The organism is Citrobacter sp. HN-141 (genome assembly GCF_033341895.1).
Classification (GTDB): domain Bacteria; phylum Pseudomonadota; class Gammaproteobacteria; order Enterobacterales; family Enterobacteriaceae; genus Citrobacter.
Window position 1 is genome coordinate 22,148 of the sequence record NZ_JAWPBF010000013.1, and the last position, 16,517, is coordinate 38,664.

20 protein-coding genes are annotated in these 16,517 nt (G+C 55.3%); all 20 read left to right on the plus strand.

The window, feature by feature from the left end:
* Positions 1-11: 11 nt before the first annotated feature.
* From RYZ59_RS16245 to cobT, 20 genes are read left to right on the plus strand one after another with little or no spacing between them, the layout of a single operon-like run.
* Positions 12-1,391 carry a cobyrinate a,c-diamide synthase gene (locus tag RYZ59_RS16245; RefSeq protein ID WP_318049580.1) on the plus strand — a complete coding sequence of 460 codons (1,380 nt, stop codon included), beginning with the start codon at positions 12-14 and terminating at the stop codon, positions 1,389-1,391.
* On the plus strand, positions 1,388-2,347 hold the full coding sequence (gene cbiB, locus RYZ59_RS16250) for an adenosylcobinamide-phosphate synthase CbiB (RefSeq protein ID WP_318049578.1): 960 nt from the start codon (positions 1,388-1,390) through the stop codon (positions 2,345-2,347). Before RYZ59_RS16245 ends, cbiB begins: the two co-directional genes overlap by 4 nt.
* A 10-nt stretch (positions 2,348-2,357) precedes the next feature.
* On the plus strand, positions 2,358-2,990 hold the full coding sequence (locus RYZ59_RS16255) for a cobalt-precorrin-8 methylmutase (RefSeq protein ID WP_040231934.1): 633 nt from the start codon (positions 2,358-2,360) through the stop codon (positions 2,988-2,990).
* A complete protein-coding gene (gene cbiD, locus RYZ59_RS16260; RefSeq protein ID WP_137382362.1) occupies positions 2,987-4,126 on the plus strand; it encodes a cobalt-precorrin-5B (C(1))-methyltransferase CbiD in 1,140 nt (379 codons plus the stop codon). Before RYZ59_RS16255 ends, cbiD begins: the two co-directional genes overlap by 4 nt.
* Entirely contained in the window at positions 4,120-4,725 is a 606-nt protein-coding gene (locus RYZ59_RS16265; protein ID WP_318049575.1) for a cobalt-precorrin-7 (C(5))-methyltransferase, read from the plus strand. Before cbiD ends, RYZ59_RS16265 begins: the two co-directional genes overlap by 7 nt.
* Positions 4,715-5,284: a decarboxylating cobalt-precorrin-6B (C(15))-methyltransferase gene (locus RYZ59_RS16270; protein WP_318049574.1), complete on the plus strand. Its 570-nt coding sequence runs from the start codon at positions 4,715-4,717 to the stop codon at positions 5,282-5,284. Before RYZ59_RS16265 ends, RYZ59_RS16270 begins: the two co-directional genes overlap by 11 nt.
* Complete coding sequence (locus RYZ59_RS16275; protein ID WP_003030275.1) at positions 5,277-6,050, plus strand: cobalt-precorrin-4 methyltransferase; 774 nt, start codon at positions 5,277-5,279, stop codon at positions 6,048-6,050. The genes RYZ59_RS16270 and RYZ59_RS16275 overlap by 8 nt, the downstream gene beginning before the upstream one ends.
* Positions 6,031-7,086 carry a cobalt-precorrin 5A hydrolase gene (gene cbiG / locus RYZ59_RS16280; protein WP_318049572.1) on the plus strand — a complete coding sequence of 352 codons (1,056 nt, stop codon included), beginning with the start codon at positions 6,031-6,033 and terminating at the stop codon, positions 7,084-7,086. The genes RYZ59_RS16275 and cbiG overlap by 20 nt, the downstream gene beginning before the upstream one ends.
* A complete protein-coding gene (locus tag RYZ59_RS16285) occupies positions 7,086-7,811 on the plus strand; it encodes a precorrin-3B C(17)-methyltransferase (RefSeq protein WP_318049570.1) in 726 nt (241 codons plus the stop codon). The genes cbiG and RYZ59_RS16285 overlap by 1 nt, the downstream gene beginning before the upstream one ends.
* Positions 7,808-8,593, plus strand: coding sequence for a cobalt-precorrin-6A reductase (locus RYZ59_RS16290; protein ID WP_318049568.1), 786 nt, complete (start codon positions 7,808-7,810; stop codon positions 8,591-8,593). Before RYZ59_RS16285 ends, RYZ59_RS16290 begins: the two co-directional genes overlap by 4 nt.
* Before the next feature lie 10 nt (positions 8,594-8,603).
* Positions 8,604-9,398, plus strand: coding sequence for a sirohydrochlorin cobaltochelatase (cbiK, locus tag RYZ59_RS16295; RefSeq protein ID WP_202038917.1), 795 nt, complete (start codon positions 8,604-8,606; stop codon positions 9,396-9,398).
* The gene (locus RYZ59_RS16300; RefSeq protein ID WP_202038916.1) at positions 9,395-10,108 is read left to right on the plus strand and encodes a cobalt-factor II C(20)-methyltransferase; all 714 of its coding nucleotides are present in this window, start codon (positions 9,395-9,397) and stop codon (positions 10,106-10,108) included. Before cbiK ends, RYZ59_RS16300 begins: the two co-directional genes overlap by 4 nt.
* Positions 10,105-10,842, plus strand: a complete 738-nt coding sequence (gene cbiM / locus RYZ59_RS16305; RefSeq protein WP_202038915.1) for a cobalt ECF transporter S component CbiM — start codon at positions 10,105-10,107, stop codon at positions 10,840-10,842. Before RYZ59_RS16300 ends, cbiM begins: the two co-directional genes overlap by 4 nt.
* A gap of 2 nt (positions 10,843-10,844) precedes the next feature.
* Complete coding sequence (locus RYZ59_RS16310) at positions 10,845-11,126, plus strand: energy-coupling factor ABC transporter substrate-binding protein (protein WP_202038914.1); 282 nt, start codon at positions 10,845-10,847, stop codon at positions 11,124-11,126.
* Positions 11,113-11,790: an energy-coupling factor ABC transporter transmembrane protein gene (locus RYZ59_RS16315; protein ID WP_202038913.1), complete on the plus strand. Its 678-nt coding sequence runs from the start codon at positions 11,113-11,115 to the stop codon at positions 11,788-11,790. The genes RYZ59_RS16310 and RYZ59_RS16315 overlap by 14 nt, the downstream gene beginning before the upstream one ends.
* Before the next feature lie 8 nt (positions 11,791-11,798).
* Positions 11,799-12,614 carry an energy-coupling factor ABC transporter ATP-binding protein gene (locus RYZ59_RS16320; protein ID WP_137382352.1) on the plus strand — a complete coding sequence of 272 codons (816 nt, stop codon included), beginning with the start codon at positions 11,799-11,801 and terminating at the stop codon, positions 12,612-12,614.
* Positions 12,611-14,131, plus strand: a complete 1,521-nt coding sequence (locus RYZ59_RS16325; RefSeq protein ID WP_318049560.1) for a cobyric acid synthase — start codon at positions 12,611-12,613, stop codon at positions 14,129-14,131. The genes RYZ59_RS16320 and RYZ59_RS16325 overlap by 4 nt, the downstream gene beginning before the upstream one ends.
* Positions 14,128-14,673 (plus strand): bifunctional adenosylcobinamide kinase/adenosylcobinamide-phosphate guanylyltransferase, encoded by a 546-nt coding sequence (gene cobU / locus RYZ59_RS16330; RefSeq protein ID WP_318049558.1) that lies wholly within the window; start codon positions 14,128-14,130, stop codon positions 14,671-14,673. Before RYZ59_RS16325 ends, cobU begins: the two co-directional genes overlap by 4 nt.
* A complete protein-coding gene (cobS, locus tag RYZ59_RS16335) occupies positions 14,670-15,413 on the plus strand; it encodes an adenosylcobinamide-GDP ribazoletransferase (protein WP_318049555.1) in 744 nt (247 codons plus the stop codon). Before cobU ends, cobS begins: the two co-directional genes overlap by 4 nt.
* Positions 15,414-15,437: 24 nt before the next feature.
* Positions 15,438-16,502, plus strand: coding sequence for a nicotinate-nucleotide--dimethylbenzimidazole phosphoribosyltransferase (cobT, locus tag RYZ59_RS16340; protein ID WP_137382348.1), 1,065 nt, complete (start codon positions 15,438-15,440; stop codon positions 16,500-16,502).
* Positions 16,503-16,517: the final 15 nt, after the last annotated feature.

Genomic DNA, 16,517 nt, shown 5'->3' on the forward strand with positions numbered 1-16,517 from the left:
AGGATCAGGGTATGGCGGCCAGTTTTCACGCATTTGTTCTTGCAGGTACCGGTAGCGGCTGTGGCAAAACCACGGTGACGCTGGGCTTGTTGAGCCTGATGAAAAAGCGCGGTTTACGCGTCCAGCCATGCAAAGTCGGTCCTGATTACCTTGATACTGGCTGGCACACCGCGGTGTGCGGCACGGCTTCCCGCAATCTTGATAGCTTCATGCTACCCACCTCTACACTGAATGCCTTATTTTGCGAGCAGATGCAGCACGCGGATATTGCCGTTATCGAAGGCGTTATGGGGTTGTATGACGGCTATGGCACAGACCCTGATTACTGCAGTACTGCGGCGATGGCGAAACAGTTGGGTTGCCCGGTCATCTTGCTGGTTGATGGTAAGGCGGTTTCCACTTCGATAGCCGCCACGGTGATGGGATTCCAGCATTTTGATCCGAGTCTGAACATTGCAGGCGTGATTGTTAATCGGGTCAACAGCGAAACACATTACCAGCTACTCAAAGTTGCGATTGAGCGTTACTGCTCCGTACCTGTATTAGGCTACGTTCCCCGCATGGAGGGCGTCGCGCTCCCTGAGCGTCATCTGGGTCTGGTTACCGCTCGTGAGTCAGTTATCAACCAGCAGCCGTGGCAGGATTTTGCCGCGACGCTGGAACAGACGTTGAATATCGACGCGCTGCTGGCCTTAAGCGCGTCAGACAATCTTCCTGTCGGTGAGTGGCCCGCACTGCCTGCTGCAGACGCAGGCGCAGGGTTAACGCTGGCCATTGCTGATGACGAGGCGTTCAACTTTTATTATCCGGATAACATTACGTTACTGGCGCGTACAGGCCTCAACATTGTTCGTTTTAGCCCGCTGCACGATACCTGCTTACCGGACTGCCAGATGATTTGGTTAGGCGGTGGGTATCCGGAACTGCATGCTGCGGCCCTGGCCCGTAATGTCACCATGCTGGAGCAACTGCGAGCGGCGCATCAGCGTGGCGTCGCTATTTATGCAGAGTGCGGAGGGTTGATGTATCTCGGTAGCTCACTGGAGGACAGCAACGGCGAGCGCTGGCTAATGGCGGATATCATTCCTGGACACAGCAAAATGGGCAAACGGCTGACCCGGTTTGGCTACTGCGAGGCACAAGCTACACAGCAAACATTGCTGGCAACGGCTGGTGAAGTCCTGCGCGGACATGAATTCCACTATTCCGATTTTACCCCTGAAATCCCGGCAGTGATGAATTGCCGCAAGGTGCGTGATGGCAAAACGCTGCAGGCCTGGTCAGGTGGATGGCAGGTCGGAAATACCTTCGCCAGTTATCTGCACGTTCATTTTGCCCAGCGTCCCGAAATGCTCAATCACTGGCTGGCCGCTGCGAGGAACGCGCTATGACGATACTCGCATGGTGCGTTGCCTGGCTGCTGGATTTTATCATTGGCGATCCGCAGAACTGGCCTCACCCGGTGCGCTGGATTGGCAACCTTATCTCCGCAGTCCAGCGAGTCATTCGGCGTTATTGCCATAGTGATAGCACGCTGAGAATCGGCGGTGCCGTAATGTGGATCGTGGTGGTCGGTGTGACATGGGGCGTTTCCTGGGGTGTGCTGACGCTGGCGAATTCCATTCACCCGTGGCTGGGATGGGGCGTAGAGGTGTGGATGATCTTTACCGTACTGGCGGGGCGTTGTCTGGCGAATGCTGCGCTGGATGTTGAGCGTCCATTGCGTGCCAATAATCTCGCCGAAAGTCGGGAAAAACTCTCCTGGATTGTGGGACGTGATACCTCACAGCTGCAACCAAAACAGATCAACCGCGCCGTGGTAGAAACCGTGGCGGAAAACACCGTTGACGGCATCATCGCGCCGCTGTTCTTCCTCTTACTGGGCGGTGCGCCGCTGGCGATGGCCTACAAAGCGGTGAATACCCTCGATTCAATGGTGGGGTACAAACATGAAAAATACCGTGCTATCGGCATGGTCAGCGCCCGTCTGGACGATGTCGCTAACTTTATTCCGGCAAGACTGAGCTGGTTGCTGCTGGGTGTGGCGGCGTTTTTATGCCGCCAGGATGGCACACGCGCTTTGCAGATTGGCTGGCGCGATCGTTACAACCATAGCAGCCCAAACTGCGCGTGGTCGGAAGCTGCTGTGGCCGGCGCATTAGGTATTCGCCTAGGGGGACCCAATGACTACTTCGGCGAGCGCGTTGAGAAACCGTGGATTGGCGATCAACAACGAGACATTTCTGTAGACGACATTTCCCAAACGATTCGATTGATGTGGGTAGCATCGACCCTGGCACTGGCGCTTTTTATGGCGCTGCGCTGGCTGTGGTTCGGTGTCGCCTGAGGACAACAAAATGCACTATATCCAGCAACCTCAAGCGATTGAGGCCAAAAGTTTCGACATCATTGGCGAGATTATCAGTGAAACCCGCCCGGATTATCAGTTTGCCAGTCCGTTGCATGAAGCCATCATCAAGCGGGTGATCCACACCACCGCGGATTTCGACTGGCTGGACATTCTGTGGTTTTCCAGTGATGTGCTGGAACAGTTTTGCGCTGCATTGAGTCGCCCGAGCGTGATTTATACCGATACCACGATGGCGCTTTCCGGGATAAACAAAACCCTGTTGGCAAAATTCGGTGGCGAATGCCGCTGTTACATCAGCGACCCACGTGTGGTACGGGCAGCAAAAGAACAGGGGATCACTCGTTCAATGGCTGCAGTCGACATTGCCGTGAAGGAAGAGGGCGAAAAACTGTTTGTCTTTGGCAACGCGCCAACCGCGTTGTTCCGCCTGCTGGAACATGATGCACCTGTCAGCGGTGTGGTTGGCGTACCGGTAGGATTTGTTGGCGCGGCGGAGTCGAAGGACGCACTGACACAAAGTCATCTGCCCGCCATTGCCGCATTAGGTCGCAAAGGTGGCAGTAACGTCGCTGCCGCTATCGTCAATGCCATGCTTTATCACATGCAGGGGGCGCGATGAGCGACCAGTCCTTCGATACGCCAGTGTGGCACAACGGTAAAGCGCTGCGTAAAGGGTACACCACGGGATCGTGTGCGACGGCGGCGGCAAAAGTCGCTGCGTTGATGGTGCTGCGCCAGCATCTGATCCATCAGGTTTCCATTGTGACGCCTTCCGGGGTGACTTTATGCCTGAACGTGGAGTCACCGCATATCGAAGGGCAGCAGGCGATTGCCGCCATCCGCAAAGATGGTGGTGATGATGTGGACGCCACGCATGGGATGCTGATCTTTGCCCGCGTGACGTTAGACGATAGTAAAGAGATCGTCTTACAGGGCGGTGAAGGTGTCGGTACGGTGACCCGTAAAGGGATTGGTTTGCCGGTGGGCAGTTCGGCGATTAACCGGACACCTCGTCAGACCATTGAGTCCGCAGTACGTGAAGCGATTGGACCAAATCGTGGGGCAAACATCGAGATTTTTGCGCCTGAAGGTGAAGAACGGGCGCAAAAAACCTACAACTCGCGCCTGGGGATTCTGGGCGGTATTTCGATCATTGGTACCACGGGCATTGTTACGCCGATGTCGGAAGAGAGCTGGAAACGTTCGCTATCGCTGGAGCTGGAGATCAAACGCGCGGCAGGGCTGGATCGCGTCGTACTGGTACCGGGTAATCACGGCGAACGTTTTGTGCGTGAACAGATGGGGATCGACACACAGGTTGTGGTCACTATGAGCAACTTTGTCGGTTACATGATTGAGGAAGCGGTGCGCCTGGGATTCCGCCAGATCGTGCTGGTGGGACATCCCGGCAAACTTATCAAAATCGCGGCTGGGATCTTCCATACCCACAGTCATATCGCTGATGCCCGCATGGAAACGCTGGTGGCTCACCTCGCATTACTTGGCGCGCCGTTGGAACTGCTGACGCTGGTCAGCGACTGTGACACGACCGAAGCCGCGATGGAACATATCGAAGCATACGGTTTTCAACACATTTACAACCATTTGGCGAAGCGTATTTGTATGCGCGTCCTGCAAACCCTGCGTTTTACGAAAAATCCCCCGACCTGCGACGCCATCATGTTCTCTTTTGATAATCAGGTCCTCGGCAGCAATCGTCCGGTCGCGGAGATCGCAGAGGAGATGGAATGTTAACCGTTGTAGGGATGGGGCCCGCTGGGTTGCATTTGATGACGCCGGTGGCGCGTGACGCGGTTGCAATGGCCGACGTGCTGGTCGGCGGCAAGCGACATCTGCAGCAGTTCCCGGATTTTGCCGGTGAACGGTTTGCTCTTGGCGCCAATATTCCGGAGCTATTGCACTGGATCGGCGAACATCAGGCGCGAAACGTAGTGGTACTGGCCTCAGGCGACCCGCTGTTTTACGGCATTGGCACGCGGATGGTGGCGCATTTTGGTATTGAAAATGTGCGCATTATTCCCGGTATTAGCGCCGTTCAGTATCTGTGTGCGCAAGCTGGTATTGATATGAACGACATGTGGCTCACCAGTAGCCATGGCCGCAGTGTCTGTTTTGATGAGCTGGCGCGACATAACAAGGTTGCGATGGTGACCGACGCGCTGTGTGGCCCGCGTGAAATTGCACAGCAGTTGGTGGCCAGAGGCAAAGGGCATCGCTGGATGGTGATTGGCGAAAACCTGGCGATGGACAATGAACGTATCCACTGCCTGCCTGTAAACAAAATTACAGCCGACTATGACATGAATGCAGTGGTGATCCTCGATGAAAGATGAGCTTTTTCTACGTGGAGAGAAAGTGCCGATGACCAAAGAAGCGGTACGTGCACTCGCCCTCTCAAAACTTGAATTACACCGCGCCAGCCATCTGATTGATATCGGCGCGGGAACCGGCAGCGTGTCGATTGAGGCGGCGTTGCAATATCCAGGGTTGCGTATCACGGCAATCGAGCGTAATCCGGATGCACTCAGGCTGCTGGACGAAAACCGTCAGCATTTTGCCTGTGCAAACATCGATATTTTTCCCGGTATCGCGCCGATGACGATTGCGGAAAAAGCCGATGCCATTTTCATGGGCGGTAGCGGCGGCCATCTGACCGATCTGATCGACTGGTCAATGCGTCAGTTACATCCCGCAGGGCGACTGGTGATGACGTTTATCCTTCAGGAAAACCTCAACATCGCTCTGGCTCATCTGGACCACCTTGGCATTCAGGGTGTGGATTGCCTGCAACTGCAGGTTTCCTCACTTGCCACGCTGGGTAGTGGTCACTATTTCAAACCGAATAACCCCGTATTTGTTATCGCCTGTCAGAAGGAAGGAACCCATGTCTGAGATTTTTGATCCCCGTAGTGTGTGGTTTGTTGGCGCAGGTCCTGGCGATCGCGAGCTGATTACCCTCAAAGGTTACCGGTTGCTCCAGCAGGCACAGGTGGTTATCTATGCCGGATCGCTGATTAACACTGAATTACTGGAATATTGCCCGGCCGGAGCGGAATGCCATGACAGCGCCGAACTGCATCTGGAGCAGATCCTTGATCTGATGGAAGCGGGTGTGAAAGCCGGTAAAACCGTCGTGCGTCTGCAAACCGGTGATGTTTCCTTGTATGGCTCTGTGCGCGAGCAAGGCGAAGAGCTGACCAAACGCGGGATCGACTGGCAGGTGGTGCCTGGCGTTAGCGCATTCCTGGGGGCGGCTGCGGAGTTGGGTGTCGAGTATACCGTACCGGAAGTGTCGCAGAGTCTCATCATTACCCGTCTGGAAGGTCGCACGCCGGTACCTGAACGTGAACAACTGGAGTCGTTTGCCAGTCACCAGACATCAATGGCGATTTATCTTTCCGTCCAGCGTATTCATCGGGTGGCCGAGCGTCTGATTGAAGGCGGATATCCGGCGACCACTCCCGTGGCGGTGATCTATAAAGCGACCTGGCCAGAAAGCCAGACCGTGCGCGGTACCCTGGCAGATATTGGCGACAAAGTTCGCGACGCAGGGATCCGTAAAACGGCGCTCATTCTGGTCGGTAACTTCCTGGGCTCGGAGTATCACTACTCCAAACTCTATGCGGCGGATTTTAGCCATGAATACCGTAAAGCCTGAATCACTCGCGCTATTTTGCCTGACCCCCGGCGGCGTTGTGCTTGCTAAACGTCTGGCGGCGATGCTGCCGGTAACCTGTTTCACCAGTGAAAAACTGCTGGAGGAGGGATTTATTCCTTTCGACAACGGTTTTGCTAACACCGCGCGCGATGCGTTTGCGAATTACTCAGCGCTGATTTTTATCGGTGCAACTGGCATTGCCGTGCGTGTGCTGGCTCCGCTGGTCAACGACAAATTTTGCGATCCGGCGGTGGTGGTCATTGATGAACGTGCCCAGCATGTCATTAGCCTGCTCTCCGGTCATGCGGGGGGCGCTAATGCACTGGCGCGTTATCTGGCGGGAATGCTGGGGGCCGATCCTGTCATTACCACCGCGACGGATGTCAATGATATGGCGGCGCTGGACACATTGGCGTTCCAGTTAAATGCCCGCATGAATGATTTCCGCTCGGCGGTCAAAATCGTTAACCAGATGCTGGTCAGCAACAAACGGGTTGGTCTGTGGTGGGACGACGAACTGGCACAGGACGTCAGCCATTGCGACCGCCGTGGATTTATCACGGTGACCGATCTCAATCAGCTGCCTGAACTGGATGCGCTGATTTGTATTACCTTGCGCAACAACTTGCCTGAACTGCCCGTTGTGCACTGGAAGCTGGTACCGCAGCGAGTAGTTGCCGGAATTGGCTGTCGTCGGGATACGCCGTTTCCACTGTTAGCTGCGCTGCTGGCACGCCAACTCGAAGCCCAGCGCCTCGACCCGCTGGCGTTAAAAGCAATTGGCAGCATCACGCTGAAAAAAGACGAACAGGGGCTTATCCAACTGGCCTCCTGTTGCCGCGTGCCTTTCGAAACCTTTACCGCTGACGCGCTGCGTGAGCATGAACACCGTTTTCCGGCCTCATCATTTGTTCGCAAAACGGTGGGGACAGGAAGCGTTTCCGGTCCTGCAGCCTGGCTGCTGAGCCACGGACAACTGTTAGGCGAAACCCTGCGCGAACAGGGCGTCACGATCACTTTGGGAGTTTCACACTGATGTTAAGCGTAATTGGAATTGGCCCTGGCTCGCAGGCAATGATGACCATGGAAGCCGTTGAAGCGCTCCAGGCGGCGGAAATCATTGTCGGCTATAAAACCTACACCCATCTGGTAAAAGCGTTCACTGGCGATAAGCAGGTGATCAAAACCGGGATGTGCAAAGAGATTGAACGCTGCCAGGCCGCAATCGAACTGGCGCAGGCTGGCCACAACGTGGCGCTGATTAGCAGCGGCGACGCCGGGATTTACGGTATGGCCGGGCTGGTGCTTGAGCTGGTCAGCAAGCAAAAACTGGATGTTGAGGTTCGGCTGATCCCTGGGATGACGGCAAGTATTGCCGCCGCCTCATTGCTTGGCGCACCGCTGATGCACGATTTTTGCCATATCAGCCTGAGTGACCTGTTAACGCCGTGGCAGGTAATTGAAAAACGTATTATTGCTGCCGGTGAAGCTGACTTCGTTATCTGTTTTTACAACCCGCGCAGTCGCGGTCGTGAAGGACATCTGGCGCGTGCATTTGAACTGCTTTCCGCCAGCAAGAGCGCACAAACACCAGTAGGTATCGTGAAGTCGGCCGGTCGTAAAAAACAGGAAAAATGGCTGACTACGCTCGGTGATATGGATTTTGAACCGGTGGATATGACCAGTCTGGTGATTGTCGGCAACAAAACCACCTATGTACAGGATGGGCTGATGATTACACCACGGGGCTATGTGCTGTGAATTACGGTGACGTGCTGGTTATGGGCGGCACCAGCGATGCGCGCATGCTGTGCCAGCAACTGGATGCGGCAAATGTCGCTTATACCCTGTCGGTGGCGACGCCAACAGGTAAGCAACTGGCAGGTGACATCAAAGGTCAGGTTCGCTGCGGGCGTCTGGAGCGCGAACAAATGATTGCCTGGTTGCAGGAAAACCGGACGCGCTGGGTGATCGACGCCTCGCATCCGTATGCCGAGGTGGTGAGCCGCAACATCATGAACGCCTGTGAAGCGGCCGGCGTGTTGTTGAGCCGCTATCAGCGACCTGAACAGTTGAGTGATTTAACTCACCCGCATCTGCACACCGTACAGAGCATCCAGCAAGCATGTGAAACAGCACGTCGTTTTGGCGAACGCGTGTTGCTGACGACCGGCAGTAAAGATTTGGCCATCTGGCGTGCAGGATTACCGGAGAAGACGCTGCTGGCACGCGTGCTGCCTGTGCCAGAGGTGATTCAACAGTGCGCGGAGCTGGGGTTTGGCGTGGGCGAAATCTTCGCGCTGTGTGGCCCGTTTAGCGCCGAGTTCAATGCCGCGTTTTATCGCCAGTGTCGGGCGGATGTGATGATCACCAAAGCGTCAGGCGCGGAAGGGGGTTATCAGGAAAAAGTTCAGCCCTGTCTGGATGCAGGTATTCCCTGCATCGTGATTACACGCCCGGCACCGTTGGTGACGGGAGAAGAATTACTGGAAAGTCAGGCCGCATTTGGGGCGCGTTTAACGCGCTGGCTGGCCGCTGCTTAAGGAGTAAGAGATGAAAAAGGCGCTTCTGGTGGTCAGCTTTGGCACCAGCTATCACGACACCTGTGAGAAGAATATTGTGGCTTGTGAGCGCGATCTTGCGGCCAGTTGTCCCGACCGCGATCTGTTCAGGGCATTTACCTCCGGGATGATCATCCGCAAGCTCAAACAGCGGGACGGTATTGAGATCGATACGCCGCTGCAGGCGCTGCAAAAGCTGGCGGAGCAGGGGTATCAGGATGTGGCTATTCAGTCGCTGCACATCATTAATGGTGACGAATACGAGAAAATTGTTCGTGAAGTCCAAAGTATGCGCCCGCTGTTTTCACGTCTGACTCTGGGGGTGCCGCTGTTGAGCAGTCACGATGATTACGCACAACTGATGCTGGCGCTGCAACAGCAGATGCCGCCGTTAGGTGAGCGTGAAAAAGTCGTGTTTATGGGCCACGGTGCCAGTCATCACGCGTTTGCTGCTTATGCCTGTCTCGATCACATGATGACAGCGCAGCGCTTCCCGGCTCGCGTAGGTGCAGTGGAAAGCTACCCGGAAGTAGAGGTGCTGATCGAAAGCTTAGGTCAGGAAGGTGTGACGGCGGTTCATCTTATGCCGCTAATGCTGGTTGCAGGCGATCACGCTATCAATGATATGGCCTCCGATGAAGAGGATTCGTGGAAAACGTTGTTTAACGCAGCAGGCATTCCGGCTACGCCATGGCTCAGCGGTCTGGGTGAGAATCCGGCGGTTCGTGCCATGTTCGTCGCCCATTTACAGCAAGCGCTGAACGTGGCGCTGGAGGAAGCAGCATGAGTGGCAAATTGTATGCGCTGAGCACCGGGCCCGGTGCTGCCGATCTGGTCACCGTGCGTGCAGCACGCACCCTTGGGATGCTGGATATTCTTTATGCACCAGCCGGGCGAAAAGGTGGCGATAGTCTGGCGTTGTCGATCGTACGTGAATATATCGGTGAGCAAACTGAAGTTCGCTGCTGCCATTTCCCGATGAGTGCTGATAGTGCTGAAAAAGAGGCTGTCTGGGATGAGGTCGCTGCTGCGTTGGTACAGGAAGTGGAAGCGGGTAAACAGGTTGGTTTTATTACCCTCGGCGATGCCATGTTATTCAGTACCTGGATCTTTTTACTCCAGCGTATTGGTAATCAAGATTGGTTAGAAATCGTCCCCGGCGTCACCTCGTTTGCGGCGATTGCGGCACGTTCAAAAACGCCGCTTGCTATGGAGCAACAGTCTCTGGCGGTGGTCTCCTGTACCGCGCCGGAAAGTGAAATCCAGCAGGCTTTAACACAGCATGACAGCCTGGTGCTGATGAAGGTGTACGGTCGTTTTGCGCGCATCAAAGCGCTGCTGCAACAAGAAGGCTTGCTGGACTGCGCATTGATGATGTCTGAAGCCACGCTGCCAGGTGAGCAGTGCTGGCGCCATCTGAATGAAGTGAGCGACGATCAGCCGCTACCTTATTTCTCAACCATTCTGGTTAATAAACAGTGGGAGTATGCACAATGAAGCTTGAACAACAGCTCAAACAGCTGTCTTTCAGCGGGTTAGCTGCGGCACTATTACTGATGATTGTTCCTGAGCAGGCGTTTGCGATGCACATTATGGAAGGCTTTTTGCCACCGATGTGGGCGCTGGCCTGGTGGCTGCTGTTTCTGCCTTGTCTGTGGTACGGGTTAGTGCGTCTGCGCCAGATCGTGCAGGAAGATAACCACCAGAAAGTCCTGTTAGCCCTGTGCGGAGCCTTCATTTTTGTCCTGTCGGCGCTGAAAATTCCTTCCGTTACCGGGAGCTGCTCACATCCGACAGGGGTGGGGCTGGCGGTTATCCTGTTCGGGCCGGGTGTGGTGGCTATTCTTGGGGCAATCGTCCTGCTGTTCCAGGCGCTGTTACTGGCTCACGGCGGTTTAACAACGCTTGGCGCGAACGGGATGTCGATGGCGGTAATCGGCCCGGTTGTTGGGTATATGGTGTGGAAGTTGGCCTGTCGTGCGGGGTTGCGTCGTGATGTTTGCGTCTTCCTGTGCGCTATGCTGGCAGACCTCGTTACCTATTTCGTCACCTCTGTGCAGTTGGGCGTCGCCTTCCCGGATCCCTCTGCGGGGGCGATGGGATCAATTATCAAATTCATGGGTATTTTCTGTCTGACGCAGGTTCCAATTGCGATCGCAGAGGGGCTGCTAACCGTGATGATTTATGACCAGTTAACCAAACGCCAGTTGATTACCGCACAAGGACATTAACGATGAAAAAGACGCTGATTTTATTAGGGATGGTCATTGCGCTGGTGGTCCTGCCATTTTTCATCAACCACGGCGGAGAATACGGCGGTTCGGACGGTGAAGCGGAAAGCCAGATTCAGGCTATCGCGCCACATTATGAGCCGTGGTTCCAGCCATTGTATGAACCTGCAAGCGGCGAAATTGAAAGCCTGCTGTTTACGCTACAGGGTTCGCTGGGGGCTGCCGTGATTTTCTATATCCTGGGTTATACCAAGGGCAGGCAGCGCCGTGATGACCGGGCTTGACAGACTCAGCTACCAGAGCCGCTGGTTTCATGTTTCACCGCAGCGAAAATTCTTGCTCTGGCTGGTGATGATGATTCTGGCCTTTACTCTGCCCCCATTGGGGCAGGGTATCGAGATGTTGCTGATAGCGGCACTTAGTTGCTGGCTGCTGCGGGTTTCTTTCTGGCGCTGGTGTCGTTGGATGGCGTTACCGTTTGGCTTTCTGCTGGTGGGCGTTGTGACGATTTTGTTTAGCGTCAGTCGCGACCCGCATACCTTACTGGCCAGCATGCCCGTGGGCAGTTTCTGGCTGGGGATCACCGCATCGGGCATACACACGGCCAATGAAACGTTCTGGCGCAGCCTTGCGGCGCTGGCGGCAACGTTTTGGCTGGTGCTGAATTTACCGTTTCCGCAGTTAATTATCTTGCTTAAACGTGCACATGTCCCACGGCTGATGACCGAGCTGATTCTGCTGACCTGGCGATTTATTTTTATCCTGTTAGACGAGGCACTCGCCATTCATCGCGCACAAACGCTGCGTTTTGGTTATCGTAGCTTGCCGTTGGGCTATCGCTCTTTGGCGATGCTGGTGGGATTATTGTTTACCCGCGTGTTGATCCGTTATCAGCAAATGACCACCACACTGGATATCAAACTGTATCAGGGTGATTTTCACCTGTAAGGAAAAGTATGCTTGCCACCTCAGCGCTTTGGTTTCGCTACCAGGATGACCCGATTCTCAAAGGGCTAACGCTGGACTTTTCTCAACATGCCGTCACCGGACTGGTGGGGGCCAATGGCTGCGGGAAGTCCACGCTGTTTATGAACCTGAGCGGTTTACTGCGCCCACAACAGGGGGCAGTGATGTGGCAAGGAAAACCACTGGATTACAGCAAGCGCGGCCTGCTGGCGCTACGTCAGCAGGTGGCAACGGTATTTCAGGACCCCGATCAGCAAATCTTTTATACCGATATCGACAGTGACATCGCATTTAGCCTGCGTAATCTGGGCGTGGACGAGGCTGAAATTGCCCGTCGGGTGGACGATGCCTTGACGCTGGTCAATGCTCAACATTTTCGCCATCAGCCCATTCAGTGTCTCAGCCACGGACAAAAAAAACGCGTGGCGATTGCGGGGGCGCTGGTGCTGCAAGCGCAGTATCTGTTACTGGATGAACCCACCGCCGGTCTCGACCCATCAGGGCGCACGCAGATGATTGAGATAATCAAACGCATTGTGGCGCAAGGAAATCATGTGGTTATTTCCAGCCATGATATCGATCTCATCTATGAAGTCAGCGATGCGGTGTATGTTTTACGTCGCGGAGAAGTGCTGACGCACGGTACGCCGGGTGACGTGTTCGCCCGTACCGATCTTATTGAACAAGCCGGGTTAACTCCGCCATGGCTGGTGAAATTGCACACCGAGCTGGGTTTCCCGTTGTGTAAAACAGAGGCTGAATTTTTTAGCTGTATGCGAAAGAACGCGCTGAAGGAGGCGTCATGACGCAGGCAATAATGTTGCAGGGAACGGCATCTGATGTTGGCAAAAGCGTACTCGTCGCCGGGCTGTGTCGTATTTTTTATCAGGATGGATTGCGTACCGCGCCGTTCAAATCGCAGAACATGGCGTTGAACTCTGGCATTACGCCGGAAGGAAAGGAGATGGGGCGCGCGCAAATATTTCAGGCGGAGGCGGCAGGGATAACGCCGGATGTGCGTATGAACCCTGTGCTACTTAAACCGACCAGCGATCGTAAAGCACAGGTCGTGTTGATGGGCAAAGTGGCAACCGATATGGATGCGGTCAGTTACCACGAGTACAAACCGCGGCTGCGTGAACAGATTATTTCAGTTTTTAACAGTCTGGCGCAGGAGTTTGACGTTGTCGTGCTGGAAGGGGCGGGCAGCCCGGCAGAAATCAACCTGCGCGATCGCGATATCGTCAATATGGGGATGGCGGAGATGGCGCGCTGCCCGGTCGTTCTGGTGGCGGATATCGATCGTGGTGGGGTATTCGCTTCCATTTACGGCACACTGGCGCTGCTGCACGACCATGAACGCGCCAGAGTCAAAGGGGTCATCATCAACAAGTTTCGCGGTGATGTGGCGTTGTTGCACTCCGGCATTGAACAAATTGAGGCGCTGACCGGCGTTCCGGTGTTGGGCGTGATGCCATGGCTGGACGTGGATCTCGAAGACGAGGATGGCGTCGCACTGCAAAAAGGGAAGTACGTACGCACGGATAAGCGAGATATTGAGATAGCCGTAGTCCAACTGCCGCATATCTCTAACTTTACTGACTTCAACGCGCTTGCCGCTCAACCGGATGTTCGTGTGCGCTATGTGCGCCACCCGGAGGAGCTGGCGGGAGCCGATCTGGTGATCCTGCCGGGCAGTAAAAATACGCTGGGCGATCTGGTCTGGTTACGTGAAAGCGGTATAGCCCACGGCGTGTTGCAATTACACCGTCAGCGTGTACCGGTGATCGGAATTTGCGGTGGCTACCAGATGCTCGGAGACACCATCATTGATGATGTGGAGTCAGGACTCGGCACGCTGCCGGGGCTCGGGCTGCTGAATATCGTGACCCATTTTGCCCAGCATAAAACGACGACCCAGGTGGCAGGGGTGATGTCTTCTACGCTGCCGGACTGGCTGGCGGGTGTTGCGGAGCTATCCGTACGCGGTTATGAAATTCATATGGGTGAAACGCAATTAACAGAAAACTGCCAGCCCGTCATGACGCTGCATAAAAACGGTGGCGCTATGGCTGATGGTGCGGTGAGCTCAGACGGACTGGTAATGGGTACCTATCTGCACGGTCTGTTTGACAGTGATGAATTCACCCGTGCGCTGGTCAACGGTCTGCGTGAACGCAAAGGGCTAACCGCGCTGGATTCCACCGTCCAATACGCGCAATATAAATCGCAGCAGTTTGATCTGCTGGCGGATGCGATGCGACAACACATCGATATTGAGAAAATTTATACCATCATGCAGCAGCACCAGGAGCCAGTATGATGATTCTGGTGACTGGCGGTGCCCGCAGCGGAAAAAGTCGACATGCGGAAGCGTTAATTGCCGATTCCCCCCAGGTGCTGTATATCGCCACATCGCAGATTTTTGATGAGGAGATGGCAGCACGTATTCAGCACCATCGCGATGGGCGTCCCGCACACTGGCGTACTGCTGAGCGTTGGCAACATCTTGATGAGCTGATCACGGCGGCGAACGATCCGCAGGAAGCCATTCTGCTGGAATGTATCACCACGATGGTGACCAACCAGTTGTTTGCGCTGGGCGGTGACAGCGATCCTGACAGTTGGGATTATGCGGCGATGGAGCAGTCCATCGAAGATGAAATCCGTTCGTTGATCGCAGCCTGTCAGCGCTGCCCTGCAAAGGTGGTGCTGGTCACTAACGAAGTGGGAATGGGGATCGTTCCGGAGAACCGTCTGGCACGGCATTTTCGCGATATTGCCGGACGTGTTAACCAACGCCTGGCGGCGGCAGCGGATGAGGTCTGGCTGGTGGTATCAGGAATTGGAGTCAAAATTAAATGAGTAAGTTGTTCTGGGCAATGCTCTCTTTTATCAGTCGGTTGCCCGTTCCAACGCGCTGGTCGCAAGGGCTGGATTTTGAGCATTATTCACGCGGTATCGTCATGTTCCCCCTTATAGGTGTTGTGCTGGGGGGACTGACGGGGCTGGTCTTTATGGTGCTGCAACCCTGGTGTGGTATTCCTCTGGCCGCCCTGTTTGCCGTGCTGACGCTGGCGCTGCTGACCGGTGGTTTTCACCTGGATGGACTGGCGGATACCTGTGACGGCATTTTTTCTGCACGTCGACGCGAACGGATGCTGGAAATCATGCGCGACAGTCGACTCGGGACTCATGGCGGACTGGCGCTGATCTTCGTGCTACTGGCCAAAGTGCTGGTGGTGAGCGAACTGGCGCTGCGCGGGACGCCGATGCTGGCGGCACTGGCTGCAGCCTGCGTTGCTGGACGGGGTACTGCTGTTTTGCTGATGTATCGACACCGTTATGCCCGCGAAGAAGGGCTGGGAAATGTCTTTATTGGCAAAGTGAGTGGACGACAAACCTGTGTCACGTTGGGGTTCACGGCGATTCTTGCGGCCGTCCTGCTTCCTGGCATGCGCGGTGTGGCAGCACTGGTCGTTACGTTGGTGGCGATCTTCATTCTTGGGCAGTTATTAAAACGCACGTTAGGTGGGCAAACCGGCGATACGCTGGGGGCGGCCATTGAACTTGGCGAGCTGGTTTTCCTGCTGGCTCTGCTTTGAGTCAGTCAACATACTGGAACCCTTATGCAGACTTTATCCTCTTTACTTCACGCGATCCCTTCACCCGATAGCGCTGCAATGTTGCGCGCTCAGCAACATATTGATGGCCTGCTTAAGCCGCCGGGAAGCCTTGGACGACTCGAATCTCTCGCTGTGCAACTGGCCGGTATGCCAGGCCTGAAAGGCGTGCCGCATGTCGGGGGGAAAGCGATGCTGGTGATGTGCGCCGACCACGGCGTGTGGGATGAAGGTGTTGCTGTTTCGCCTAAGATCGTGACGGCGATTCAGGCGGCCAATATGACGCGCGGAACGACCGGCGTCTGCGTGCTGGCCGCTCAGGCTGGCGCAAAAGTGCATGTGATTGATGTGGGAATTGACGCCGAACTCATTCCTGGCGTAGTGAACATGCGCGTAGCACGCGGTTGCGGCAATATTGCACAAGGGCCGGCAATGCGTCGCTCACAAGCCGAAGAGCTGCTGCTGGAAGTGATTCGGTATACCCGAGAACTGGCGGATGATGGCGTAACATTGTTTGGCGTCGGTGAGCTTGGCATGGCAAACACCACGCCCGCGGCGGCGATTGTCAGTGTGTTAACCGGTAGCGATGCAGAGGATGTGGTGGGTATTGGTGCTAACCTTCCGCTCTCAAGGGTAGGAAATAAGGTCGATGTTGTTCGCCGGGCCATTGCCATCAACCAGCCGGACAGTCGTGATGGTATTGATGTGCTGGCTAAAGTGGGTGGTTTTGATCTTGTCGGTATGGCGGGGGTGATGTTGGGTGCGGCGTCTTGTGGTCTGCCGGTCATCCTGGATGGTTTCCTGTCTTATTCAGCGGCACTGGCTGCTTGTCAGATAGCGCCGGAGATTAAACCTTATCTGATCCCGTCGCATTTCTCCGCCGAGAAGGGCGCTCGTACTGCACTGGCGCACCTGGAACTGGAGCCGTATCTCAACATGGGAATGCGTTTAGGCGAAGGCAGTGGTGCCGCGCTGGCGATGCCCATTGTTGAAGCTGCCTGCGCGATGTATAGCAATATGGGGCAGTTAGCTGCCAGTAATATTGTATTACCGGATGGCAAAGAAGCGTAGCCGCCCACGACCCCG

Excerpts from the sequence above, each read along its gene's own strand:
- RYZ59_RS16245 (WP_318049580.1), top strand. The coding sequence starts at position 12 with ATGGCGGCCAGTTTTCACGCATTTGTTCTTGCAGGTACCGGTAGCGGC.
- cbiB (WP_318049578.1), top strand. The coding sequence starts at position 1,388 with ATGACGATACTCGCATGGTGCGTTGCCTGGCTGCTGGATTTTATCATT.
- RYZ59_RS16255 (WP_040231934.1), top strand. The coding sequence starts at position 2,358 with ATGCACTATATCCAGCAACCTCAAGCGATTGAGGCCAAAAGTTTCGAC.
- cbiD (WP_137382362.1), top strand. The coding sequence starts at position 2,987 with ATGAGCGACCAGTCCTTCGATACGCCAGTGTGGCACAACGGTAAAGCG.
- RYZ59_RS16265 (WP_318049575.1), top strand. The coding sequence starts at position 4,120 with ATGTTAACCGTTGTAGGGATGGGGCCCGCTGGGTTGCATTTGATGACG.
- RYZ59_RS16270 (WP_318049574.1), top strand. The coding sequence starts at position 4,715 with ATGAAAGATGAGCTTTTTCTACGTGGAGAGAAAGTGCCGATGACCAAA.
- RYZ59_RS16275 (WP_003030275.1), top strand. The coding sequence starts at position 5,277 with ATGTCTGAGATTTTTGATCCCCGTAGTGTGTGGTTTGTTGGCGCAGGT.
- cbiG (WP_318049572.1), top strand. The coding sequence starts at position 6,031 with ATGAATACCGTAAAGCCTGAATCACTCGCGCTATTTTGCCTGACCCCC.
- RYZ59_RS16285 (WP_318049570.1), top strand. The coding sequence starts at position 7,086 with ATGTTAAGCGTAATTGGAATTGGCCCTGGCTCGCAGGCAATGATGACC.
- cbiK (WP_202038917.1), top strand. The coding sequence starts at position 8,604 with ATGAAAAAGGCGCTTCTGGTGGTCAGCTTTGGCACCAGCTATCACGAC.
- RYZ59_RS16300 (WP_202038916.1), top strand. The coding sequence starts at position 9,395 with ATGAGTGGCAAATTGTATGCGCTGAGCACCGGGCCCGGTGCTGCCGAT.
- cbiM (WP_202038915.1), top strand. The coding sequence starts at position 10,105 with ATGAAGCTTGAACAACAGCTCAAACAGCTGTCTTTCAGCGGGTTAGCT.
- RYZ59_RS16310 (WP_202038914.1), top strand. The coding sequence starts at position 10,845 with ATGAAAAAGACGCTGATTTTATTAGGGATGGTCATTGCGCTGGTGGTC.
- RYZ59_RS16315 (WP_202038913.1), top strand. The coding sequence starts at position 11,113 with ATGACCGGGCTTGACAGACTCAGCTACCAGAGCCGCTGGTTTCATGTT.
- RYZ59_RS16320 (WP_137382352.1), top strand. The coding sequence starts at position 11,799 with ATGCTTGCCACCTCAGCGCTTTGGTTTCGCTACCAGGATGACCCGATT.
- RYZ59_RS16325 (WP_318049560.1), top strand. The coding sequence starts at position 12,611 with ATGACGCAGGCAATAATGTTGCAGGGAACGGCATCTGATGTTGGCAAA.
- cobU (WP_318049558.1), top strand. The coding sequence starts at position 14,128 with ATGATGATTCTGGTGACTGGCGGTGCCCGCAGCGGAAAAAGTCGACAT.
- cobS (WP_318049555.1), top strand. The coding sequence starts at position 14,670 with ATGAGTAAGTTGTTCTGGGCAATGCTCTCTTTTATCAGTCGGTTGCCC.
- cobT (WP_137382348.1), top strand. The coding sequence starts at position 15,438 with ATGCAGACTTTATCCTCTTTACTTCACGCGATCCCTTCACCCGATAGC.